The organism is Bradyrhizobium sp. 134, from assembly GCF_023074155.1.
Classification (GTDB): domain Bacteria; phylum Pseudomonadota; class Alphaproteobacteria; order Rhizobiales; family Xanthobacteraceae; genus Bradyrhizobium.
Genome location: NZ_JADPKX010000069.1, coordinates 278,236 through 302,158 on the forward strand (window position 1 = coordinate 278,236; position 23,923 = coordinate 302,158).

A 23,923-nucleotide genomic window follows, 5' to 3' on the forward strand; every position below is an offset into this window, starting at 1 on the left:
TCGTTGGCTACGGTCAAGCTCTTGCGGATGCGGCACTTGCGTCAACCGGCGCGGCGCCGGTGACTTTCGCGAAGGCGAGGGAGGCCAAAAGGAACTCGGCTCCCGGAAGAGCACGGCATAAGCCGTCCAACCATCGCGCAGGGAAGGCCGAGTGATTGGCTACACCTGTATCCTGCTGTGCGGTTCTTTGCGCTACATCTTCGCGCAGCGGACCGCGGGTGCCAGCCGGCACCCGGCCTTCCCTGCGCCCTCTTGGATTTGAGGGTGGAGTGACGAAGCAAAGCTCGGGCGAAACGCGCCGCGAGGATGCGAAGGCGTGTCTGCAATCTGAATGCGAGTTGGAAGAGTGCCGCTGCCGCCTCATGCTCCGTCATTGCGAGCGCAGCGAAGCAATCCAGTCTGCCGCCGCGAAGGGATTCTGGATTGCTTCCGCCTTCGCTAAAGCTTCGCGGACAAGTCGCTGCGCTCGCAATGACGATGTGGAGGGAGTGTGGGCCTCACTCTCCTCCACATACCCCGGACGCTGCGCAGCGCCTTTGCAGCGTGTCTCGGGCACGCGGTGGGAATGTGAGAGTGCGACTCATCCTGGCTGCGCCTTGGCGTCGGGCCGAAACTGGGCATAGCTGCGAGCCGCTAAATCTCAAGTTGTGGATCGTCCTCCCAGCGGGGGTATCTTGGTACGCTCGCCCGTGTCCTCCAGGCCACGATTGTGCCGTCCATGCAACACCCGCCACCGATTTAACCATCATCGCTGTCCGTTCGCATCGACGCCGCTTTTTGGCCACACCTGAACATGAATAAAATCACTCGAATGTTTTAGCGGCAGCGGTGGTCCTGGAAGGCGACGGGAAATCCCCAAGGTCGATTCAAAAGGTCGATTAAAATCTTGGCTCTGATTTTTCGGGTCTGAAAGGGTTGGCCGGGGAAACTGGTTGGCGATGGACGCGAAGAGCAACATCAAGCAGAGGCTGCCGAGCCGTCACGTGACGGAAGGCCCTGCGCGCGCGCCCCATCGGTCCTACCTCTACGCCATGGGTCTGACCACCGATCAGATTCACCAGCCCTTCGTCGGCGTCGCCTCGTGCTGGAACGAGGCTGCGCCATGCAACATCTCCCTGATGCGCCAGGCGCAGGCGGTGAAGAAGGGTGTCGCATCCGCCGGCGGCACGCCGCGGGAATTCTGCACCATCACCGTGACCGACGGCATCGCCATGGGCCATGACGGCATGCGCTCCTCGCTGCCGTCGCGCGAATGCATCGCCGATTCCGTCGAGCTGACGATCCGCGGCCACGCCTATGACGCCCTCGTTGGCCTGGCCGGCTGCGACAAGTCGCTGCCGGGCATGATGATGGCGATGGTCCGCCTCAACGTGCCCTCGATCTTCATCTATGGCGGCTCGATCCTGCCCGGCAATTTCCGGGGCCAGCAGGTCACCGTGCAGGACATGTTCGAAGCCGTCGGCAAGCACTCGGTCGGTGCGATGTCGGACGAGGACCTCGACGAGATCGAGCGCGTGGCGTGCCCTTCGGCGGGTGCCTGCGGCGCCCAGTTCACAGCCAACACGATGGCGACGGTCTCCGAGGCGATCGGCCTGGCGCTGCCGTACTCGGCCGGTGCTCCGGCTCCCTATGAAATTCGCGACGCCTTCTGCATGACCGCGGGCGAGCAGGTCATGGAGCTGATCGCCCAAAACATCCGGCCGCGCGACATCGTCACTCTCAAGGCGCTGGAGAATGCCGCCGCCGTGGTCGCCGCGTCCGGTGGCTCGACCAATGCTGCACTGCACCTGCCGGCAATCGCGCACGAGTGCGGCATCAAGTTCGATCTGTTCGACGTCGCCGAAATCTTCAAAAAGACACCGTACGTCGCGGATTTGAAGCCGGGCGGCCGTTATGTCGCCAAAGACATGTTTGAAGTAGGTGGCATACCGCTTCTGATGAAGACGCTGCTCGACAACGGATTTCTCCACGGTGACTGCATGACCGTCACCGGTCGAACGATCGCCGAAAACCTCAAAAGCGTGAAGTGGAATCCGCACCAGGACGTGGTGCACCCGGCAGACAAGCCCATCACCGTCACCGGCGGTGTGGTCGGTCTGAAGGGCAATCTGGCGCCAGAAGGTGCGATCGTGAAAGTCGCGGGAATGTCCAACCTCAGGTTCACCGGTCCGGCCAGGTGCTTCGACCGTGAGGAGGATGCTTTCGAGGCCGTGCAGAAGCGCACCTACCGCGAAGGCGAAGTCATCGTGATCCGCTACGAGGGGCCCAAGGGCGGTCCCGGGATGCGGGAAATGCTCCAGACCACCGCGGCGCTGACCGGCCAGGGCATGGGTGGCAAGATCGCGCTCATCACGGACGGCCGCTTCTCCGGCGCCACCCGCGGCTTCTGCATCGGCCACGTCGGGCCGGAAGCCGCCATCGGCGGCCCGATTGGGCTGCTCGAGGACGGCGATATCATCGAGATCGACGCGGTCGCCGGTACCCTTAACGTAAAATTGAGCGACCAGGAGCTTGCCCAACGCAAGACCAAATGGACCGCTCGCGCGACTAACCACACGACGGGCGCGCTCTGGAAATATGCTCAGCAGGTTGGACCAGCGGTCGGTGGGGCAGTGACCCACCCGGGCGGCGCGCACGAGAAACAGTGCTATGCGGACATCTAGGCGTACCATCGTTGCGTTTGTGTTGGGGGCTACTGCGCTGGCCGCGCCGGCGCTCGCCTTTGACGGCGCCCCCGTCAGCCCGAAGGATGCGACCATCCCGGTGGTCACGAGCTTGCCGGGTGCAGCAGGCAAGGTGCGTAATGTGCCGCCAGCGGTCGTGACCCAAGAAACGTCGCTCAGCGCCTTGCAATATGCCGCGGAGGGTGGCCACCCCATCGCGCAGTGGAAGCTCGGCCGCATGTATGCCAATGGCGACGGCGTCGCCCAGGACGATGTGCGTGCGTTCGAGTATTTCACCCGCATCGCCAACGCGCATGCCGAGGATAGCCCGTCGGCGCCGCAGGCGCAGATCGTCGCCAACGCCTTTGTGGCGCTCGGCCGCTATTATCTCAGCGGCATCCCGAATTCGAAGGTCAAGCCGGACCAGGAGCGGGCGCGGGAGATGTTCTCCTATGCCGCGTCCTATTTCGGCAATGCGGATGCGCAATACGATCTCGCCCGCCTGTACCTGAAGACGCCGGACGCTTCGCGCGAGGATTTTCGCTACGGCGCGCGCTGGCTTGGGCTCGCCGCGCAGAAGGGCCAGCACGAGGCCCAGGCGCTGCTCGGCCAGATGCTGTTCAACGGCGACCGCCTGCCGCGGCAGGCTGCGCGCGGCCTGATGTGGCTGACGCTGGCGCGCGACAGCGCAGGCAGCGACGAGACCTGGATCAAGGAAAACTACAACCGCGCCTTCGCAAAGGCCTCCGACGACGATCGCGCCATGTGCCTGCAGATGCTGGAGCAATGGGTGCAGGGCCGCCGGGAGTAAGTGGTTGAGGCGGCCTCACGCCGCCTCGAGATCGAGATCCGCCCACACCGGCACGTGGTCCGACGGCTTCTCCCAGCTGCGCACATAGCTGTCGATGCCGACATTGGCGAGCCGGTCGCTGGCCTGTGGCGACAGCAGCAGATGGTCGATCCGCAGGCCATGGTTCTTCTGCCAGGCACCGGCCTGGTAATCCCAGAACGTGTAGAGCCCGGGTTCGTCGGTGACGGCCCGAAGCGCATCGGTCAGGCCGAGGCCGAGCAGGGACTGAAAACTCTCCCGCGTCTCGGGCTTGAACAGGGCGTCCTCGGTCCAGGCGGCGGGATTATGGACGTCCCGGGCATGCGGGATAACGTTGAAGTCGCCTGCGAGGATCAGCGGCTCCTCGGTCTTGAGGCGCTCCTTCGAATACTCAAGAAGCCGCGACATCCATTTGAGCTTGTAGGGATATTTCTCGGTCCCGACGGGGTTGCCATTGGGCAGATAGAGGCAGGCGATGCGCAGCACGCCGGACTTGAGCGTCACCACGCCTTCGAGGAAGCGGGCATGGGCGTCCTCGTCGTCGCCGGCCAGCCCCGACTTGGTCTCGTCGAACCGGAGCTTCGAGAGCAGGGCGACACCGTTAAACGTCTTCTGCCCGTGGGTGACCACGTTGTAGCCGAGCGCCTCGATCTCCAGCCGCGGGAACGCCTCGTCGACGCATTTGATCTCCTGGAGGCAGACGATGTCCGGCTGGCACTCCTTCAGCCAGGTCAGGAGGAGATCGATCCGCTGCCGGACCGAGTTCACGTTCCAGGTGGCTATTCTGATGGGCATCTTGGCGGCTCCGGGCAGGGGCCATGGTTAGAACAAAATGCAAACGCGCCCGTCAAGGATGCTGCGAAATCTCCCACAAAATTAACCCGGCTTAAGTCGGGCCTGGGCCATTGATCGTGAAAAGGTTTTTCGATGGGACGGCCGGACAAATCCATGATGCGAACCGAGCCCCGCGACGGCTTGATCGGCGCGTTCCTGTACTGGCTCGGCGGCTACGAGATCGAGGACGGCCTGACCGCCGGTCTCAGCGAGCGCGAACTGAGCCGCATCCGCGCCAAGCAGATCGACGCGGTGATACGGCTGATCCCGGTGACGATGGCCGTCACCATGCTCAACGTCGCGGTCGTGCTGGTCCTGTTCTGGGGCAGGGGCTGGAACGACTTTCTCGCGATCTGGGGCATGACCCTCGCCACCGCCGCCTCGCTCGCGGTGCGCGCGTGGCGGCGCTCCCACCAGAGCCCGCCACAGGAAGCCTCGCCCCGCGCCGCGCGGCAGATGTTGCGGCAGGCGTTTTTCCTCGCCGCAATCTGGGGCACGCTGCCGGTCGCGCTTTTCAGCCGCATCGAGCCGACCAGCCAGCTCATTCTCGCCTGCCTGATGGTCGGTATGATGTCCGGCGGTGCCTTCACGCTCTCGACCTTCCCGCGCGCGGGCCTTGTCTATCTCGCGACGACGACGATCGCTTGCGTCGCGGCGCTGCTGTTGTGCGGCACCGGGCCGTATCTCGTAACCGCGGTGTTCCTGCTGCTGTTCGCGTTCTTCATGGCGCGCAACATCGTCTCGCAAGGCAATCTGTTCCTCGGCAATCTCAAGGCCCAGCTCGAGCTTGAGCGGCAGACCGAGATCATCTCGCTGCTGCTGAAGGATTTTCAGGAGAATGCCAGCGACTGGCTGTGGCAGACCGACGCCGAGGGGCATCTGGTCGACGTGCCCGAGCGCTTCGCCGCCGTCGCACAGCTGCCGCTGCCGCTGCTGAAGGGCGCGCATTTCGCCGACGTGCTCGACATGCTGTGCCCCGAAGACAAGAGCGCGGCCTACAACGTCGTCGGCCTGATGGAGCACGCCGAACCGCTGCACGAGATGAACCTCAAGGTGGTCGCAGGCGGCGAGGCGCGGCTGTGGTCGCTCACTGCGAAGCCGGCCTACGACCGCGACGGTCAATTCCTCGGCTATCGCGGCTTCGGCCGTGACGTGACCGAGCGCTGGCGCGCGGAAAAGGCTGAGGCCGAGAGCCGCGCCAAATCGGATTTCCTCGCAGTGATGAGCCACGAGATCCGCACGCCGATGAACGGCGTGCTGGGGCTTGCCAGCATGCTGCTGGAGACAAAACTCGATCCGGAGCAGCACGAAGCCGTCACCACGATCCGCGAGTCCGGCGACAACCTCCAGCGCATCCTCAACGACATCCTGGACCTCTCCAAGCTCGAGGCCGGACGCTTCGCGTTCGAGGTGATCGACTTCGCGCCGCAGGCGCTGGTCGAAGCGGTGGCGACCGTCGTGCGCGCGAGCGCCAAGAGCAAGGGGCTCGCGGTCAAGGTCGAGCTCGATCCCAACCTGCCGCCGACGCTGCGCGGCGATGTCGCGCGTATCCGCCAGGTGCTGCTCAATCTCGCTTCCAACGCGGTGAAGTTCACCGACGAGGGCGAAGTCACGATCACGGCCGTCTGTCAGGCCCGCCGCGATCTGCTCGCCACCGTCGAATGGAGCGTGACCGACAGCGGCATCGGCATCGCCCCCGAGAAGCTCGGCCAGCTCTTCTCCGACTTCGCCCAGGCTGACGCCTCGATCAGCCGCCGCTTCGGCGGCACCGGGCTTGGGCTTGCAATCTCCCGACGCATCATCGAGCAGATGGGCGGCACCATCGGCGTCACCTCGACGCCGGACGAAGGCTCGACCTTCCGCTTCACGTTGGTGCTGCCGTGGAGCCAGGTGCAAACGTCCGATCACGACGCAGGCCGCGAGGAAGCCGACGATCTCAAGGCGCGCATCGCGGGCCTCGACCGACCGCTGAAGGTGCTGGTCGCCGAGGACGACGCCGTCAACCGCATGGTCGTGAGCAAGATGCTCGGTGCCTTCGATGTCGAATTGCGCGTCGTGGCCGACGGTGTCGAGGCCGTCGCGGCCGTGTCCGAAGGCGAATACGACATCGTGCTGATGGACGTGCGCATGCCCGAGATGGACGGCCTTGCCGCGACCCGGGCGATCCGTGCGCTAGGCGGACGATTCGAATCCCCGATCATCGCGCTCACCGCCAATGCCTTCCCCGAAGACGTCAAGGACTGCCGCGAGGCGGGGATGTCCGACTTCCTCGCCAAACCGCTGCGCAAGCCTGCGCTGGTCACGGCGCTGCTGCGTGCGCTGGACGGCCAATGGGTGTCGGAGGGCGCGCCGCTTCAGCCCGAGCAGATGCCGGTCGAGGCGGACTGGACGGACGAGGAAAGGCAGATCACCGGCGCTTAGCCGGCGACGTCAGATCGAGAAGCTGGTCCCGCAGCCGCAGGACGCCGTGGCGTTGGGGTTGTTGACGCGGAACGAGGCGCCGATCAGGTCATCGACGAAATCGACCTGCGACCCCGCCAGGAATGGCTGCGAGGCGGAATCGACCAGCACCACCGCATTGTCCTGCTCGATCACGAGGTCGTCGTCGGTGCGGGCACGGTCAATGTCGAACTTGTACTGGAAGCCGGAGCAGCCGCCGCCCTCGACCGAGATCCGCAGCATCGCGCCAGACCCTTCGCCCTTGAGGATCTCCCCAATCCGGCGTGCGGCCTTGTCACTGATGGTCACGTCAGTCGTCATCGTTCGTCTCCGATAGTCCCCGCGGTCATACCAAGTCACCTGAAGGTCGCTTGCCCAATTCAGTTGGTATCCCGCGTCCGGCATAGTTAAGTGCCACCATACGCAGAATCAAATGGATAGGGACTAAATTCGCCGTGTCCGTCGGAATGGCTGCCCCCCACGCGCCCTATGCCTGCGATCCCAATCGCAGCCGCGGCCGGTTGGTCGCGGAACCGCCGAGCCGGACCCGCAGCCCGTTCCGGCGGGATTGCGACCGGGTCATCCATTCCACCGCATTCCGCCGCTTAAAGTACAAGACCCAGGTGTTCGTGTTCCACGAGGGCGACCATTACCGCACCCGGCTGACCCATTCGCTGGAGGTGGCGCAGATCGCCCGGGCGCTGGCGCGGCAGCTCGGGCTGGACGAGGACCTCACGGAAACCCTCGCGCTCGCCCACGACCTCGGCCATCCGCCGTTCGGGCACGCCGGCGAGCGGGCGCTGGACGCCTGCCTCAAGGATTTTGGCGGCTTCGACCACAACGCTCAGACGCTCCGCGTCGTTGCGGCGCTGGAACACCGCTATCCCGAATTCGACGGACTCAACCTGACCTGGGAGTCGCTGGAGGGCATCGTCAAGCACAACGGCCCGCTGACCGATCGCGGCGGTGCGCCGGTCGGGCGTTATCGCGAGCACGGCATTCCCGTCGGCATCGCCGACTACATCAAGACCTACGATCTCGAATTGTGGAGTTTCGCCTCGCTGGAGGCACAGGTCGCCGCGATCGCCGACGACATCGCCTATGATGCCCACGATATCGACGACGGCCTGCGCGCGGGTCTGTTTCACCTCGACGACCTCAAGGTGATGCCGCTGACCGCGGAGATCATCGCCGAAACTTCTGCGCATTACCCCGATCTCGAAGACGTCAGGCGCGGCGCCGAGCTGGTGCGCGAGCTGATCTCACACTTGATCGGTGCCGTGTTCGCCGAGGCGCAGACAAACCTTGCGGCCGTGAAACCGCAATCCGCTCAGGACGTGCGCCAGCAGAGCCGGGCATTGATCGCGTTCCCCGCAGCAGTCGTCGAGGAGGAGGCAGCCATCAAGCGCTTTCTCTATCAGCACATGTACCGCCACAAGCGGGTGATGCGGGTGATGGGCGAGGCGGAACAGATCCTGTTCGACCTGTTCGCAAAATACCTCACATCGCCCGGCGAGCTGCCGCCGGAATGGCTGGTCGGGGCGGAGGTGGACAATGAGGACGACCGGGCCCGCCGGATCGGGAATTTCATTGCCGGAATGACCGATCGTTTCGCCCTGACCGAGCACCAGCGGCTCTTTGACTCGACCCCGGATTTGCGTTAGGCGGCGCCCATGCCCGACACATCCTCAGCACTGCACCTGTTCGCCGACGTGCTCGCGCGCGTGCACGCCGTCTGCCGCGCGCTCGCGGCGGAATCCAACTGGCCTGAGGGCATCGATTTCTCGCGCGTGGTGGTCGAGCCGCCGCGCGATGCCTCCCATGGCGACATGGCGACCAACGCGGCCATGGTGCTTGCGAAAGAGGCAAAGGCGAAGCCGCGCGACCTCGCCGAGCAGATCGCCGAACGGCTGCGCGCGGACCCGCTGATCACGAAGGTCGACGTCGCCGGTCCCGGCTTCATCAACCTGACGCTGAAGCCGGCCGCATGGGCCGAGGCACTGCGGACCGTGCTGCGCGAGGGCGCCGATTACGGCCGCGTCCGCGGCGGCTCCAAGGTCAACGTCGAATATGTCTCCGCCAACCCGACCGGACCGATGCATGTCGGCCATTGCCGCGGCGCCGTGTTCGGCGACGCGCTGGCGAGCCTGCTCGAGTTCGCAGGCCGTGACGTCACGCGCGAATATTACATCAACGATGCCGGCGCCCAGGTCGACGTGCTCGCACGCTCCGCGTTCCTCAGGTATCGCGAGGCGCTCGGCGAGGACATCGGCGCGATCCCGGAAGGTCTTTATCCCGGCGACTATCTGAAGCCCGTCGGGCAGGCGCTGGCCAAAGAGCAGGGCGACAAGCTCCTCGCCATGAGCGAGGGCGCGTGGCTGCCGGCGGTACGCGCCAAGGCGATCGCGATGATGATGGACGAGATCAAGGACGATCTCGCCGCGCTCAACATCCGCCACGACGTGTTCTTCTCGGAGCGCTCGCTGCAGGACGCCGGCAACAACAAGGTCGCCGAGACCATCGATTTCCTGCGCGCCAAGGGCGACATCTACCAAGGCCGTCTGCCTCCGCCAAAGGGGGCCCCGGCCGAGGATTGGGAAGATCGCGAGCAGTTGCTGTTCAAGGCGACCGCCTATGGCGACGACGTCGATCGCCCGCTGATCAAGTCCGACAATTCCTACACCTACTTCGCCGCCGACATCGCCTACCACAAGAACAAGTTCGACCGCGGCTTTGCGGAGATGATCGACGTCTGGGGCGCCGACCATGGCGGTTATATCAAGCGCATGCAGGCGGCGGTGAAGGCGACGACCTCCGGCAAGGGGGCGCTCGACGTCAAGATCGTCCAGCTCGTGAAGTTGCTGCGTAACGGCGAGCCGGTGAAAATGTCCAAGCGGAGCGGGGACTTCGTCACCTTGCGTGAGGTGGTGGATGAAGTTGGTCAGGACGCCGTCCGCTTCATGATGCTCTACCGCAAGAACGACGCGGTGCTCGACTTCGACCTCGCCAAGGTCATGGAACAGTCGCGCGACAACCCGGTGTTCTATGTGCAGTACGGCCACGCCCGCGGCCATTCGATCTTCCGCAATGCTCGGGCCGACGTGTTCCCGGAACTCCCGGAGGAAACGGCAAAGCGCGTCGCCTGGCTCGGTGAGTCGGCGGTGGAACGGCTGTCGGACCCGGCTGAGCTCGACCTTCTTAAGCGGCTCGCAATTTTTCCGCGCATGCTGGAAGCGGCTGCAAGCGCCCACGAGCCGCACCGAATTGCCTTCTATCTCTATGACTTAGCGAGTGAATTTCACGCACTTTGGACGAAGGGGCGCGATTTGCCCTATTTACGCTTCATTATCAATAATGATGCAGATCTAACGAAGGCGCGGCTGGCCATGGTCCAGGGCGTCGTCTCTGTCCTGGCATCGGGCCTCGCCATCCTCGGCGTCCATGCTCCGGACGAGATGCGGTAGTTTGGGGCGAACTACTTAAGGGATTTCGGGGGTAACCGGCAGAAGCCGGATCGCTTAGACTTGGTTGAAAGCCTTGTGGGTCGAAAGCCGTGCCTTGGTCGAGGGGCGCGCGGCTTTCCCGAAGGGACGCATCATCACGATGGCCGAACGATATCAGGACAGACCGTTTCCTTCCGATGACTATCGCGGTGGCGATCAGCATGGGAGCGGCGATCCCTTGGCCGAACTTGCCCGCCTGATCGGGCAGACCGATCCGTTCGCAGCGCAAGGGCGGCCGGGTGCGCACCCGCCAGCAGCGCCTGCGCCTGCTCGGAGCTATCAGGACGACGACTATCGCCAGGACGATGACCAGCAGGACTATGCCGAGCAGGCCCCGCCGCCGCCCGGACCGCCCTCATGGATGCGGCGCGCCAATGTGCAGCCGCAGACGGCGCCAGCTGAGCCTGCCTATCCCGCTTCCGTAAACCCGGTTCATCCACTGCATCGTTATTCAGCCCAGCCGACTGCGCCCGAGCCCGAACCTGATTTTCGTCAGCCGCAGGCCTATCCGGATCAGGCCTATCAAGCTCCTGCTTATCAAGCTCCTGCCTATCAGGATCAGGCCTACCAGCAACACGATCAGGCTTACCAAGAGCAAGCCTATCAGCAGCCCGATCCGGCGCGCTATGACGATGCGCTCTACGGACGGTTGGAGGCGGGCGAGCAGGACTACCAGCGCGATCCCGCCTATCCCGACGATCCTTACGCGTTCCAGAGCGACTATCCCGAGGCCGATCTCGACGAGCCGAAGAAGCAGCGCGGAGGCATGATGACGGTCGCGGCGATCCTGGCTCTTGCCGTGGTCGGGACCGGCGCTGCGTTCGCCTACAAGACCTATGTGGGCTCGCCCCGCAGCGGCGAGCCGCCGATCATCAAGGCCGACAACACGCCGACCAAAATCGTGCCGGCGCCGTCGGACTCCTCGGCCAAGGTGCCGGACCGCATGGTCACCGGAGATGGCGCCGAGAAGATCGTGCCGCGCGAGGAGGCGCCTGTCGACGTCAACGCCAAGGCGGGAGGTCCCCGCGTCGTGTTCCCGCCGCTGAACCAGAACGCGAACCCGCCGCCGGTCGCAAGCGTCTCGCCGTCCAGCATTCCGTTGTCGAGTGCGGGACCGAATCCGAGCAACGGCACGCTGCCGAACAATTCGCCGCGCGCGATCAGGACCGTGGCCGTGAAGGGCGATCAGACCGACGCCACGGCGTCGCAAGCCGCCACCGTCGCGAAGCCGGCAGCTCAACCGAAGCCCGTTGCGGCACCCGCTGCACCGCGCACGCCACCGACCTCGGCCAATGCCAGTGCCAATCAGCCGCTCTCGCTGACGCCGCAATCGGCGCCGGCTGCGGAGCCGCCGCAGCGGATGGCTGCGACCAATCCGACGCAGATTGCGCCCGCGAGCAGCGGCGGCGGCTACGTCGTGCAGGTCTCCTCGCAGCAGACCGAGGATAGCGCTCATGCCTCCTACCGGGTGCTTCAGGGCAAGTACGGCAGCGTGCTCGGCTCCCGCGCACCGGTAGTCAAGCGGGTCGACCTGACCGACAAGGGCAAGGGAATCGTCTACCGCGCCTTCGCTGGACCCTACGGCTCGCTCGAAGAGGCGAACCAGGCCTGCAACAGTTTGAAATCCGCGGGCCTGTCTGCCTGCTTCGTCCAGAGGAATTAACGGCCGTTTCCTTGACCCTCTCGCGGGTCGGGGTTAATCGGCCGTATGAGCACGCGGGCCTTCATTACCGGCGTTTCCGGAACGGAACTAACCGCCGCTGAGCGGGAGTTTATCCGCAGCGAACGCCCATGGGGTTTCATCCTCTTCAAGCGCAACGTCGAGACGCCGGCTCAAGTTGCTGCACTCGTTGCGGAATTGCGGGCGGTTGCGGGCTCTCCTGATGCCCCTGTCCTGATCGACCAGGAGGGCGGCCGGGTGCAGCGCCTAGGGCCGCCGCATTGGCCGGTCTATCCGCCGGGCGCTATTTTCGCAGGCCTCTACGATACTGATTCGACGCTCGGGCTGAAGGCGGCGCGCCTCAGCGCCCGGCTGATCGCGGCCGATCTCGCGGATCTCGGCATTACCGTGGATTGCTTGCCGCTGGCCGACGTGCCGGTGGCTGGCGCCAACGCCGTCATCGGGAACAGGGCTTACGGCACCGAACCGGGCAAGGTCGCCGCGATCGCCCGCGCGGTCACCGAGGGCCTGGAAGAGGGCGGCGTGTTGCCGGTGCTCAAGCACATCCCCGGCCATGGCCGAGCTACGGCCGATACCCATTTCAATCTGCCGACGGTCGACACGTCGCGAGACGAACTGGATCGCACCGACTTCGCGGCGTTCAAGCCTTTGGCGGATTTGCCGATGGCCATGACTGCACATGTTGTGTTTAGCGCGGTCGACCCCGCCCATCCGGCGACGACATCTGCGACAATGATCGCTGAGGTGATTCGTGGCACAATCGGGTTCCAGGGTTTGTTAATGAGTGATGACGTGTCGATGAATGCGCTGTCGGGCAATATCGCCGAGCGGACCCGCGCGATTTTTGCGGCCGGTTGCGACATGGCCCTGCATTGCAACGGCAACATCGAGGAGATGCGTGAGGTCGCCGGCCAGACACCCGAACTGGCGGGCAGGGCGCTGGAGCGGGCGAACGCCGCGCTCGCGGCGCGCAAGGGACCTCAGCCGTTCGATCGCGCGGCCGCACGCGCCGAACTGGACGCATTGATCGCACGGGCAAACACGGCATCGGCATGACCGCAGAAATCCTATCGTTTGAAACCGGGCGGCCCGCAGAGCTCGCCGAGGGTGAGCCGGCGTTGGTGGTGGACGTCGAGGGCTACGAGGGTCCGCTCGACCTGTTGCTCGCACTGGCGCGGCAGCAGAAGGTCGATCTCGCCAAGATTTCGATCCTGGCACTCGCCGACCAGTATCTCCACTTCATCGAAGCCGCGCGAAAGATCCGCCTCGAGCTTGCCGCCGATTATCTCGTGATGGCGGCTTGGCTCGCCTTCCTGAAATCGCGCCTGCTGCTGCCGGAGCCGCCGAGTGCGGAAGGCCCTAGCGCGGAGCAGATGGCGACGGCGCTCGCCAACCGCCTGCGCAGGCTGGAGGCCATTCGTGAAGCCGCCAACCGGCTGATGAACCGGCAGCAATTGCTGCGCGACATCTTCCCGCGCGGCGAGCCCGAGCAGATCGCCGAGATCAAGCATCCGAAATACACCGCAACGCTCTATGACCTGCTCACCGCCTATGCCGCGCAGCGCCAGTCGCGCGTGCTGGCGAGCGTGCATCTGGCCAAGCGCACGGTGTGGTCGCTCGCCGAGGCGCGCGCCACGCTGGAGCGGCTGGTCGGCAGCATCAGCGAGCAGGACGATTGGGGCGTTCTCGACGATTTTCTGCTGCAGCACGTCGCCGATCCGACGCAGCGCGCGACGGTGCTCGCCTCGAGTTTCGCGGCTGCGCTCGAGCTGGTGCGCGAAGGTCAGCTCGAGCTGAATCAGAAAGAGGCGTTTGCGCCCATCTATTTCCGGAAGGGGCGCCCCAAGCCGGTCATGGACGCAGCTCCTGCGCCCGATGCGCCGGTCGCTTAAGTGCAACAAGGAGAATCTGCCATGGCAAGCCTGGCTGAAGTGCGGGTAGAAGAGGCCGAGCCGATGGAGAACGAGTCCCAGGCACGTCCCGAAGAATTGCGGCTGCTGGAAGCGCTGCTGTTCGCTTCGAATGAACCGCTGGACACCGCGACGCTGGCCAAGCGCATGCCCGAGGGTGTGGACGTGAAGGCTGCGCTCGAGCAGTTGCAGGCCGACTATTCCCTGCGCGGCGTGAATCTCGTGCGGGTCGCCAACAAATGGACCTTCCGCACGGCGGGCGATCTCGCCTGGCTGATGACCCGCGAGAGCACCGAGACCCGCCGCCTGTCGCGCGCCGCGATCGAAGTGCTGGCGATCATCGCCTATCACCAGCCGGTGACGCGCGCGGAGATCGAGGAGATCCGTGGCGTCGTCACCTCGAAGGGCACGCTGGACGTGCTGCTGGAAACCGGCTGGATCAAGCCGCGTGGTCGTCGCAAGACGCCGGGCCGTCCCTTGACCTTCGGAACCACCGAGGACTTCCTGTCGCAGTTCACTCTGGAACAGCTCGGCGATCTGCCGGGTCTGGAGGAGCTGAAGGGCACGGGCCTGCTGGATTCGCGCCTGCCGACCGGATTCAGCGTGCCGACGCCGTCGGATGACCCGACTTTGCGGGAGGACGAGGATCCGCTGGAGCCGGGCGAGGACCTTGATCTCGCGCTGGCGCCTGCTGTCGAGCCCGAGACGCCGCCGGAAGGCGGCCATGAGGGTGGCGAGGGCGGCAGCGAGGACTGACGTCTGGGCCTTTTAGTGGCCCCCTGCGACCAGTTAACACTAGCAAAATTACGTAGCGCCAACAGCGAATTGGCGCTGCCTTGGTCCTTGTTTTTGACACCTGCCAAGCCTAGGTTTCGGTGAAGATCGGCCGGTCCCCGGCCATGCGCGTTTGGAGGGTTGCAGGATGGGTTCACTCAGCATTTGGCACTGGGTCCTGGTGATCGCAGTGGTCCTGCTGCTGTTCGGTCGCGGCAAGATTTCGGATCTGATGGGCGACGTGGCGCAGGGCATCAAGGCGTTCAAGAAGGGCATGCAGGACGACGACAAGGTCGCCGACAAGCCCGAGCCGGCCAAGTCCATCGAGCACAACAATGCCGCGCCGACCGCGGCACGGTCCGACGTCGGCAGCAAGGCCGTCTAAGCCAGAGAGCACGCGAGACGCGGGTAGCGGACCCGATCCTGCGCGCGAGGGATTGGGCCGGCTGCGGCTGGCGTGAACGGAAGACCTCATGTTCGATATCGGGTGGAGTGAACTGGTCCTGATCGGGGTCGTGGCCCTGATCGCCATCGGCCCGAAAGAGCTGCCGGGCGTGCTGCGCATGGTCGGGCAGTGGATGGGCAAGGCGCGGAAGATGGCCGCCGAATTCCAGGGCCAATTCCAGGAAGCGATGCGCGAGGCCGAAATGGCCGACCTCAAGAAGAGCTTCGACGAGGTCAAGGAAGCGGCTTCCGGTTTCGCCGGCAACAATCTGATGACCTCGCTTCAGAAAGACGTCAGCGACGCGCTCCGCGTCGATGCGCTGGACAAGCCGGCCGAGACCTCGATCTCCACCGCTGTCGAACCGCCGGCGACTTCAGGCGAAGCGCTGACGACGCCCACCACGCCGGAGGCGCCGACGCCCGAGACCTTCGTGGAAGCCGAGGCACATGCGGCCGTGAACGAGCCGCTCGCCATCACCCGTGAGGTCGAGCAGGCGCAGGTCGCTCAAGGTTCGGTCACGCAAGGCTCGATCACGCAAGATTCGGTCACGCAGGACACTGCGCCGGCCGAGGCGATCAAGGACGCCAAAGCGTCATGAGCGCCGCTGATATCGAGGCCAGCAAAGCTCCCCTGATGGACCATTTGATCGAGCTGCGTTCGCGGCTGATCAAAGCGCTGCTCGGCTTCGGCATTGCCTTCATCTTCTGCTTCTTCTTCGCCAAGCAGATCTACAATGTGCTGGTCTGGCCATTCGTGTGGGTCGCGGGTCCCGAGAACTCGAAATTCATCTACACCGCGCTGCTGGAATATTTCATCACCCAGCTCAAGCTTGCGCTGTTCGGCGCCGGCTTCATCTCGTTCCCGATCGTCGCGACGCAGATCTACAAGTTCGTCGCTCCGGGCCTCTACAAGCACGAGAAGCAGGCCTTTCTGCCGTATCTGGTCGCGACCCCGTTCTTCTTCGTGTTGGGTGCCGCACTGGTCTATTTCGTCGTGCTGCCGATGCTGGTCCGCTTCTCGCTCGGCATGCAGCAGGCCGGCAGCGACGAGACCGCGCAGATCCAGCTCCTGCCCAAGGTCGGCGAATATCTGTCGCTGATGATGTCGCTGATCTTCGCCTTCGGCATCGCCTTCCAGCTTCCGGTGATCCTGACGCTGCTCGGGCGCATCGGTATCGTCACGTCAAAGATGCTGCGCGAGAAGCGCCGCTATTTCATCGTCGTTGCCTTCGTCATCGCGGCCGTTCTGACCCCGCCCGACGTGCTCAGCCAGTGCTCGCTCGCGATCCCCTTGCTCGCGCTCTACGAGGGCTCGATCATCGCGGTGGGAATTGTGGAGAAGAAGGCGGCCGCTTCAAAGGCCACCACCGGCACTGACGTATCGACGCCGGCCGACCCGGCGGAGTAAGGCGCCCCGATCTCCGCTGTCATTCCCCGCCTTGCGCGCAATTGCGCACTGGAGCGGGGAATCCAGTACGCCGCCGCCCATCGGGGGAATCACGGACGTCTCTGGAATACTGGATCACCCGCTTTCGCGGGCGATGACAGCCGTGCTAGGGGAAGCAGCCATTTGCATAAATGCAAATCCAGGATTTGCAGGGTTGCAACAAGCCCCAGGACCTCGGCCATGCACGACATCAAATCGATCCGCGACAACCCGCAAGCCTTCGACGCCGGCCTTGCACGACGCGGCCTGAAGCCACTGTCGGCGTCGCTGCTCGCGATCGACGAGACCCGGCGTGCGGCGATCCTGGCTTCCGAGCAGGCGCAGGCGCGGCGCAATGCGGCCTCCAAGGAAATCGGCGATGCCAAGAAGGCGAAGGACGAGGCGCGCGCGGCGAAGTTGATGGCGGAAGTTACCGAGCTCAAGACCACGATGCCGGAGCTCGAGGCGACCGCGAAGGCTGCCGACGAGGAGCTCGCCAAGGAGCTCGCGGCGATCCCGAATCTGCCGCTCGGCGAGGTGCCCGATGGTGTCGACGAGCACGGCAATGTGCAGCGCCATGTCTTCGGCAACAGGCGCAACTACACGTTCGCGCCAAAACCCCATGACGATCTCGGCGCCGCGCTCGGTGACATGGATTTCGAGATCGCGGCGAAGCTCTCCGGCGCGCGCTTCGTCGTGCTGAAGAAGGGACTGGCGCGGCTCGAGCGCGCGCTCGGTCAGTTCATGCTGAATCTACACGTCGACGAGCACGGCTATACCGAGATCAATCCGCCGCTGCTCGTGCGTAACGAGATTATGTTCGGCACCGGACAGTTGCCGAAATTCGAGGACGACCAGTTCTGGGCGATCAAGGGCGAATTGCTCGCCGAGCCCGACCATGAGCGGCTCCGCACCGAGCGTCTCGGGATCATTCCGACCGCGGAGGTGGCGCTCACCAATCTCGTCCGCGAATCCATCCTTGACGAAAAGCAGCTGCCGATGCGACTGACTGCGCTGACGCCGTGTTTTCGCGCGGAGGCGGGCGCCGCTGGGCGCGACACCCGAGGCATGATCCGGCAGCACCAGTTCACCAAGGTCGAACTGGTCTCGATCACGACGCCGGAGACGAGCAAGGACGAGCACGAGCGCATGCTCGCCTGTGCCGAGGAAGTGCTGCGGCGGCTCGACCTGCATTACCGTGTGATGACGCTGTGCACCGGGGATATGGGTTTCTCGTCGCAAAAAACCTATGACATCGAGGTCTGGATGCCGGGCCAGGGCGACGGCGGCGCATTCCGCGAGATCTCGAGCTGCTCGGTGTGCGGCGATTTCCAGGCCCGCCGGATGGACGCGCGCTCGCGCGGCCCCGATGGCAAGCCGCGGTTCGTGCACACGCTCAACGGCTCCGGCACCGCGCTCGGTCGCGCGCTGATCGCCGTGATGGAGACCTATCAGCAGGAGGACGGCTCTATCGCGGTCCCCAGCGTGCTCCAGCCCTATATGGGCGGGCTGAAGGTGGTCGCACGCGACTAGGCGTGCTGCCCATCTGAAACGGAGAAACGTTTGGTTGCGAAGATCGGGCGGCCGGTTATCCTGCCGGCCACCCGACAACGCGAACCCATCGTTCATGGCCTTGCACCGCGATATCTTCTGGGTCGGCAGACAATGGGCGGTGACGGGTGCCGGCATCCAGGCCGTCGATCAGCGGCTGCGTGGTGTGCTCGACATTGAGACCAAGCGGCTCTGGGACGACGATCTGGTCCAGAGCCGGCGGGCGAAGCCCGGTGTGAATGCCGCGGATTTCGACCAGGCACTGACGCTGGCGCGCGAACGCTTTCCGCAGACGCCGGTAGCGGACCCGTTCGTTGCACAGCTGGAGGCGCTCGGCGTGATCGAGGTGCCGATCGTGACCCCGGTCGTGCCGGCGATGAAATTGCATGCCGAGGGCCGGCTGGCGCGCTTCCTGCCGCAATGGCGCGTTCGTCGCTAACAGGACCAGGCCGGAAACCTGCCGCCGGCCCCGACCGTCCGGTTTGCCTGATCGGCCCCGGCCGGATAAGACGGCTCAGACCCCGCTTCAGGAATCGACCTTTCGCATGCGCATTCTCTGCACCAATGACGACGGCATCCACGCCCCCGGTCTCAAGGTCCTGGAGGAGATCGCGCGCGCATTGTCCGATGACGTCTGGGTGGTCGCGCCTGAGCTCGACCAGTCCGGCGTGTCGCATTCGTTGTCGCTGAACGATCCTCTGCGCCTGCGCGAGGTCGGACCCCGGCACTTTGCGGTGCGCGGCACGCCGACCGACTGCGTCATCATGGGCGCGCGCCACATCCTCGGCGCCAAGCTGCCCGATGTCGTGCTGTCGGGCGTCAACAAGGGCCGCAACGTTGCCGAAGACGTGGTCTATTCCGGCACCATCGCCGGCGCGCTGGAGGGAACCATCCTGGGATTACCATCTTTCGCCCTGTCGCAGGAGTTCAGCGTCGAGACTCGCGACCAGCCGCTGTGGGACACGGCGCGCAAATTCGGTCCCGACATCCTGCGCAAGGTGATCGCCGCCGGCATCCCGAAGGACACCGTCATCAACGTCAACTTCCCGGCCTGCGCGCCGGAAGATGTGCTTGGCATTCGCGTGACGCGGCAGGGCAAGCGCAATCTCGGGTTCCTCAAGATCGACGAGCGCAGGGACGGCCGTGGCAATCCCTATTTCTGGATCGGCTTCGAGCGCACCGCGATGATGGATACGCCGGCCGACGGCACCGATCTCGCGGCGCTGCGCGAGCGCTACGTCTCCGTCACGCCGCTCAGGCTCGACCGGACCAACGAGGCGTTTTCCGAGGCGCTGAGTACGACGCTGAAGTAAGTCCGACCTGGCACGGGACTTGGTCTAGCCGCCGCGAAGTGCGGCTTCGATGGTCTTGCCGAGGGCGTCGAGCTGAAATGGCTTCTGAAGCGCCGGCCGATCACGGTACTGCTCGGGCAGGCCGGAGGAACCGTATCCGGTGGCAAAGATGAACGGGCAGCCCTTCGCCTTGATGACATCAGCGACCGGCGAGATGACCTTGCCGTTGACGTTGACGTCGAGAATGGCGATGTCGAACTCGGTTGCCTGGGCAAGCCGCATGGCTTCGGTGATGTCGCCAGCCTCGGCTGCGATCTTGTAGCCAAGCTCTTCGAGCATGTCGGCGACCATCATCCTGATCATCACCTCGTCTTCCACGAGGAATACAGAGCGGCCGGTAAGCCCCGTCGCAGTCATGGTCGAGTCCTTGCCCATCGCCAAAAACGTTCGCAGATAACATGAATCGACGCAATGCGCGTTTCGACGAACGGATGCCTGAAAATGGCCATCGCGGCTCGCCCGTTGCAAGCCAAATTGTGGTCAACTACGCCATCCTAAGCCTATCATGGGTTCCCTGAGCCGGAACAAGAATCTCGCGCCCCAGGCTGGCGTCCCGGACCGTAAAGACAGCACAAGCAGGCAATGACCCCCCATCAGCACCCGCCGGAAAAGATGATGTTTCAGCTCACGCTGAGGCGTCGGGGCATCAGCGACCAGGCGGTCCTGCGGACCATGGAGGAGGTGCCGCGCGATCAATTCGTCGACGACGCCGATCGCGACGGCGCATATCGCGACAGCGCGCTCCCGATCGCCTGCGGGCAGACCATCAGCCAGCCCTTTGTCGTCGCCTACATGACCGAGCAGCTCCAGCTTCAGAAGAAGCACCGCGTGCTCGAGATCGGCGCCGGCTCGGGCTACCAGGCGGCGGTGCTGTCGCGACTCGCCGGCCAGGTGCTGACGGTCGAGCGTTACCGCAAGCTCGCGGATGCCGCACGTATCAGGCTTGAAAAGCTCAACTATCACAACGTCGAGGTGATGCTGGGCGACGGACTCAATCTGCCCCCCAATATCGGCCCGTTCGACCGCATCATCGTCACGGCCGCGATGGAGCAGCTCCCGGACAACCTGGTCGAGCGGCTGGAGGTGGGCGGCATCCTGATCGCGCCCGTCGGCCCGCATCAGGGGGTGCAGACGCTGATCCGCCTGAGCCGGACCGAAGCCGGGATCGAGCGCAAGGAACTCGTCGAGGTCCGGTTCGTGCCGGCGCTGCCCGGTGTGGCGCGGGAGCTGTAGAATTCCGGATTGGCTGTGCTGCCAACATCTTATTGGGAGGGTTAAGCCGTTATTTACTCGGCGCGTGTTTACTTAAAACACCAGTTCTGTTGCGTACGAGTGAGTAACCATGTCCGTTGCCGCCGAGTTGCTTTACTCGCGCCGTGTGCCGCAGGTCGCGGTGCTGGCGCTGATCTCCTTCAGCTTCGCAGGGTGCAGCGCCGACATGTCGTCGCGCATGTCCCAGTCGAACTTCTCCAATCCCTTTGCGCAGGAATCGACCGGTTCGGTGCAGCAGGCACCGCCGCCGCAGCGTGAGTTGCCGCAATATTCGCGGCCGCAGACGCAGCCCGGTTATTACCAGTCGCAGCCTTTGCCGCCGGCGGTGTCCGCGCCGCAATCCTACCCCGTTTCGGCAGGCGGCGTGTCCGGAGGCGGCCGGGGTGTCGGGTCCTACGCACCCCCGGCGCAGCCGCATCTGGAGACCACGGCCACCGTGCCGCCGCGCTCGGTTGCAGCCGCCCAGCCGGTCGGTGGAACCAAGATCATCGTCGGCACCAGCGATACGCTCGACCTGCTTGCCAAACGCTATCGCGTTACGCCGCAGGCGATCCTCGCTGCCAACGGCTATAAGGGCCCGCGCGCGCTCTCGCCCGGCCAGCAACTGATCATTCCGCACCAGGCTACGGCCGCTGCGCCCGCGCCGCTCATGGCTCCCGTTGCCGCTGCACCCGCGCTGGCGCCTGCTGCGAGGCCGGTTGCGGCCGTTGCCGCGCCGTCAAGCACGCACTTCGTGAACCACGGCGACACGCTCGCCAGCATTGCCCGCAAGAACCATATCTCGGCGGCCGAACTGGCCCGCGCCAACGGCCTCGACCCCACTGCAAAACTCAAGCTCGGCGCCAAGCTGGCCGTGCCCGGCGCCAAGACCGCCGCTGTCGCGGCACCGCTTGCCGCGACCCCGGTCGGAGCCGCTCCCGTCGCGGGGACGCTGCAGCCCGTTGCGGCCGCAACGGCGCCCGCCACCAAGATGGCGGCCGTTGCCGCGCCGGTGCAGAGCGCGCGCCTGGCCCAGGCCACGGCAAATGTCGAAGAGAAGACCGCGGAAGCTCCGGCGAAAGCTGCGGAGACCACCAGCGCGCTGCCGACTTTCCGCTGGCCGGTGCGCGGCAAGGTGGTCACGAGCTACGGCGCCAAGACCAATGGCAAGTCCAACGACGGCATCAATCTCGCGGTGCCCGAGGGTACGCCGGTCAAGGCGGCTGAAGACGGTGTCGTTGCCTATTCCGGCAATGAGCTGAAAGGTTATGGCAATCTCGTCCTGGTTCGGCACTCCAACGGCTACGTCACCGCATATGCCCATGCGAGTGAGCTGATGGTGAAGCGCGGCGATACCATCAAGCGCGGCCAGGTCATTGCCAAATCGGGTCAATCCGGGGAGGTGGCGTCGCCGCAGCTCCACTTCGAGATCCGTAAGGGATCGAGCCCGGTTGACCCGCTTCAATTCCTGAACGGCGCGTGAGCTCGGAGTAGGGCACGCCATCGCCACAAACGCGGTGTCGTCGCCCGGCTCGACCGGGCGACCCAGTACGCCGCAGCGTCTCGATCGATCAAAACCGTCTCCGGAATACTGGATTCCCCGCCTGCGCGGGGAATGACAGGTCAGGGAAGTGGCAGCAGCTTGCTACGTCGCCGTCAGCTTCACGCCAAGCCGTCCCGCAAGCTCCTGCACGAACTGCCAGGCGACGCGGCCTGAGCGCGAGCCGCGCGTCGTCGACCATTCAAGTGCCTCGCGCTCCAGCGCGTCGTCGTCGACCTTGACGCCGAAATGGCTGCAATAGCCCCGCACCATGGCGAGATATTCGTCCTGGCTGCAGCGGTGGAAGCCGAGCCAGAGACCAAAGCGATCCGACAGCGAGACCTTCTCCTCGACGGCTTCGCCGGGATTGATCGCGGTCGAGCGCTCGTTCTCGATCATCTCGCGCGCCAGCAGATGGCGGCGGTTGGAGGTGGCGTAGAGGATGACGTTCTCCGGCCGACCCTCGATGCCACCTTCGAGCACCGCCTTGAGCGATTTGTAGGACGCATCATTGCCGTCGAAGGAGAGGTCGTCGCAGAACACGATGAAGGGGAAGGACGAGGCGCGAAGCTGCTCCATCAGCGCCGGCAGGCTCTCGATGTCCTCGCGATGAATCTCGATCAGCTTCAGTCTGTCGGCCGGTTTGCGCTCCGCGTTGATGCTGGCATGCGCGGCTTTCACCAGCGACGACTTGCCCATGCCGCGTGCGCCCCAGAGCAGTGCGTTGTTGGCGGGCAATCCGTTGGCGAAACGCTGGGTGTTCTCCATCAGGATGTCGCGCATCCGGTCGACGCCCTTGAGCAGGAACAGTTCGACGCGGCTGACCCGCGGCACCGCCGCAAGGCGGCCGTCCGGATGCCAGACGAAAGCATCCGCCTGCTTGAACGACTCGCGTTCGACGGCGGGCTTGCCTTGAGCGGAGAGGTGCGCCGCAATCGTCTCCAGCGCGCGAACGATGCGCTCCTGGGAGACGCTTTGGCTGGCCTTCGAAGTTGTCTTGGAAGTCGCCTTGGAAGCCGCTTTGGGGGCCGCCTTGGGACGTTTTGCCGCGACGCGGGCTGGCTTCGTGGCAGGGGTACGGGGGCCTTTGCCGGCCGGGCTTTTTCTTGGTTTTTGGGGCATGTCCGAAGTTCCTGAGAATGCAGCCTTATCGGGCCTGAGCGCGCGCCGCAAGGTGGCTAAAAGGGCGGTCTGGCAGCGTTGCAATTGGGGCAATGGCCGCTATAGTCCGCGCGAATTTGACCGAACCGGTCGCCATTTGGGCCTGACCGGTTTTCCCCCGTTCTCACGAGGATCGTCCGAATGCTGATTACCCCTGCGTATGCCCAGGCTGCGGGCGCCGGCGACACCAGCGGCATGTTGATGTCGCTGCTGCCGTTCGCCCTGATCTTCGTGATCATGTACTTCCTGATTCTGCGTCCGCAGCAGAAGAAGGTCCGTGACCACGCCGACCTCGTGAAGAACATCCGCCGCGGCGACACCGTCGTGACCTCGGGCGGCCTCGTCGGCAAGGTCACCAAGGTCGTCGACGACGACCAGATCGAGTTCGAGATCGCCGATGGTGTGCGCGTGCGGCAGATGCGCTCGATGGTCTCCGGCGTGCGCGCCAAGGGCGAGCCGGCCAAGGAAAGCACCAAGGAAAGCGCCAAGGATAGCGCCAAGGACGACGCCGCGGCTAAGTGAGCGCTTCCGCGAGTCTCTGAAATCCCCTGATCTGACAGGTCCA

22 protein-coding genes are annotated in these 23,923 nt (G+C 64.8%); 18 read left to right on the forward strand and 4 right to left on the reverse strand.

What is annotated here, in order from left to right:
• Window positions 1-938 precede the first annotated feature (938 nt).
• A complete protein-coding gene (gene ilvD, locus IVA75_RS26465; RefSeq protein ID WP_247289703.1) occupies window positions 939-2,663 on the forward strand; it encodes a dihydroxy-acid dehydratase in 1,725 nt (574 codons plus the stop codon).
• Window positions 2,650-3,474 carry a tetratricopeptide repeat protein gene (locus IVA75_RS26470; protein WP_027567095.1) on the forward strand — a complete coding sequence of 275 codons (825 nt, stop codon included), beginning with the start codon at window positions 2,650-2,652 and terminating at the stop codon, window positions 3,472-3,474. The genes ilvD and IVA75_RS26470 overlap by 14 nt, the downstream gene beginning before the upstream one ends.
• Window positions 3,475-3,489: 15 nt before the next feature.
• Here IVA75_RS26470 and xth read toward each other — a convergent pair whose 3' ends face one another.
• Window positions 3,490-4,287, reverse strand: a complete 798-nt coding sequence (gene xth / locus IVA75_RS26475; protein ID WP_247289705.1) for an exodeoxyribonuclease III — start codon at window positions 4,285-4,287, stop codon at window positions 3,490-3,492.
• A 132-nt stretch (window positions 4,288-4,419) separates the two neighbouring features.
• Between xth and IVA75_RS26480 the strand changes: the two genes are divergently transcribed.
• Window positions 4,420-6,747, forward strand: coding sequence for an ATP-binding protein (locus tag IVA75_RS26480; RefSeq protein ID WP_247289707.1), 2,328 nt, complete (start codon window positions 4,420-4,422; stop codon window positions 6,745-6,747).
• A 9-nt stretch (window positions 6,748-6,756) separates the two neighbouring features.
• On the opposite strand, the gene erpA is transcribed toward IVA75_RS26480, so the two are convergent.
• Window positions 6,757-7,086, reverse strand: coding sequence for an iron-sulfur cluster insertion protein ErpA (gene erpA, locus IVA75_RS26485; RefSeq protein ID WP_007610737.1), 330 nt, complete (start codon window positions 7,084-7,086; stop codon window positions 6,757-6,759).
• Between the two features lie 134 nt (window positions 7,087-7,220).
• On the opposite strand from erpA, the gene IVA75_RS26490 reads away from it, so the two are divergent.
• From IVA75_RS26490 to surE, 12 genes are all read left to right on the forward strand, one after another.
• Complete coding sequence (locus IVA75_RS26490) at window positions 7,221-8,429, forward strand: deoxyguanosinetriphosphate triphosphohydrolase (protein WP_247289709.1); 1,209 nt, start codon at window positions 7,221-7,223, stop codon at window positions 8,427-8,429.
• 9 nt (window positions 8,430-8,438) lie between these two features.
• Entirely contained in the window at window positions 8,439-10,229 is a 1,791-nt protein-coding gene (argS, locus tag IVA75_RS26495) for an arginine--tRNA ligase (RefSeq protein ID WP_247289711.1), read from the forward strand.
• A 139-nt stretch (window positions 10,230-10,368) separates the two neighbouring features.
• Window positions 10,369-11,931, forward strand: coding sequence for an SPOR domain-containing protein (locus tag IVA75_RS26500; protein WP_027567089.1), 1,563 nt, complete (start codon window positions 10,369-10,371; stop codon window positions 11,929-11,931).
• 45 nt (window positions 11,932-11,976) lie between these two features.
• On the forward strand, window positions 11,977-13,005 hold the full coding sequence (gene nagZ, locus IVA75_RS26505; RefSeq protein ID WP_247289713.1) for a beta-N-acetylhexosaminidase: 1,029 nt from the start codon (window positions 11,977-11,979) through the stop codon (window positions 13,003-13,005).
• On the forward strand, window positions 13,002-13,841 hold the full coding sequence (locus IVA75_RS26510; protein ID WP_007590654.1) for a ScpA family protein: 840 nt from the start codon (window positions 13,002-13,004) through the stop codon (window positions 13,839-13,841). The genes nagZ and IVA75_RS26510 overlap by 4 nt, the downstream gene beginning before the upstream one ends.
• 21 nt (window positions 13,842-13,862) lie before the next feature.
• Entirely contained in the window at window positions 13,863-14,615 is a 753-nt protein-coding gene (gene scpB, locus IVA75_RS26515; RefSeq protein WP_027567087.1) for an SMC-Scp complex subunit ScpB, read from the forward strand.
• 166 nt (window positions 14,616-14,781) lie between these two features.
• Window positions 14,782-15,018: a twin-arginine translocase TatA/TatE family subunit gene (locus tag IVA75_RS26520; RefSeq protein ID WP_007610722.1), complete on the forward strand. Its 237-nt coding sequence runs from the start codon at window positions 14,782-14,784 to the stop codon at window positions 15,016-15,018.
• 88 nt (window positions 15,019-15,106) lie between these two features.
• Window positions 15,107-15,676: a Sec-independent protein translocase protein TatB gene (gene tatB, locus IVA75_RS26525; protein ID WP_247289715.1), complete on the forward strand. Its 570-nt coding sequence runs from the start codon at window positions 15,107-15,109 to the stop codon at window positions 15,674-15,676.
• The gene (gene tatC / locus IVA75_RS26530) at window positions 15,673-16,485 is read left to right on the forward strand and encodes a twin-arginine translocase subunit TatC (protein ID WP_247289717.1); all 813 of its coding nucleotides are present in this window, start codon (window positions 15,673-15,675) and stop codon (window positions 16,483-16,485) included. The genes tatB and tatC overlap by 4 nt, the downstream gene beginning before the upstream one ends.
• 219 nt (window positions 16,486-16,704) lie before the next feature.
• Complete coding sequence (gene serS / locus IVA75_RS26535; RefSeq protein WP_027567084.1) at window positions 16,705-18,036, forward strand: serine--tRNA ligase; 1,332 nt, start codon at window positions 16,705-16,707, stop codon at window positions 18,034-18,036.
• 94 nt (window positions 18,037-18,130) lie between these two features.
• A complete protein-coding gene (locus IVA75_RS26540; protein WP_247289719.1) occupies window positions 18,131-18,493 on the forward strand; it encodes a hypothetical protein in 363 nt (120 codons plus the stop codon).
• 106 nt (window positions 18,494-18,599) lie between these two features.
• The gene (gene surE / locus IVA75_RS26545) at window positions 18,600-19,367 is read left to right on the forward strand and encodes a 5'/3'-nucleotidase SurE (RefSeq protein WP_247289721.1); all 768 of its coding nucleotides are present in this window, start codon (window positions 18,600-18,602) and stop codon (window positions 19,365-19,367) included.
• 24 nt (window positions 19,368-19,391) lie between these two features.
• On the opposite strand, the gene IVA75_RS26550 is transcribed toward surE, so the two are convergent.
• A complete protein-coding gene (locus tag IVA75_RS26550) occupies window positions 19,392-19,763 on the reverse strand; it encodes a response regulator (RefSeq protein WP_007590670.1) in 372 nt (123 codons plus the stop codon).
• 225 nt (window positions 19,764-19,988) lie between these two features.
• On the opposite strand from IVA75_RS26550, the gene IVA75_RS26555 reads away from it, so the two are divergent.
• Window positions 19,989-20,639, forward strand: coding sequence for a protein-L-isoaspartate(D-aspartate) O-methyltransferase (locus IVA75_RS26555; RefSeq protein ID WP_247289723.1), 651 nt, complete (start codon window positions 19,989-19,991; stop codon window positions 20,637-20,639).
• A gap of 109 nt (window positions 20,640-20,748) precedes the next feature.
• Complete coding sequence (locus tag IVA75_RS26560; protein ID WP_247289733.1) at window positions 20,749-22,140, forward strand: LysM peptidoglycan-binding domain-containing M23 family metallopeptidase; 1,392 nt, start codon at window positions 20,749-20,751, stop codon at window positions 22,138-22,140.
• A 162-nt stretch (window positions 22,141-22,302) separates the two neighbouring features.
• Here IVA75_RS26560 and IVA75_RS26565 read toward each other — a convergent pair whose 3' ends face one another.
• A complete protein-coding gene (locus IVA75_RS26565; protein ID WP_247289736.1) occupies window positions 22,303-23,319 on the reverse strand; it encodes an ATP-binding protein in 1,017 nt (338 codons plus the stop codon).
• A 180-nt stretch (window positions 23,320-23,499) separates the two neighbouring features.
• On the opposite strand from IVA75_RS26565, the gene yajC reads away from it, so the two are divergent.
• The gene (gene yajC, locus IVA75_RS26570; protein ID WP_247289738.1) at window positions 23,500-23,880 is read left to right on the forward strand and encodes a preprotein translocase subunit YajC; all 381 of its coding nucleotides are present in this window, start codon (window positions 23,500-23,502) and stop codon (window positions 23,878-23,880) included.
• The last annotated feature ends 43 nt before the right edge of the window (window positions 23,881-23,923 follow it).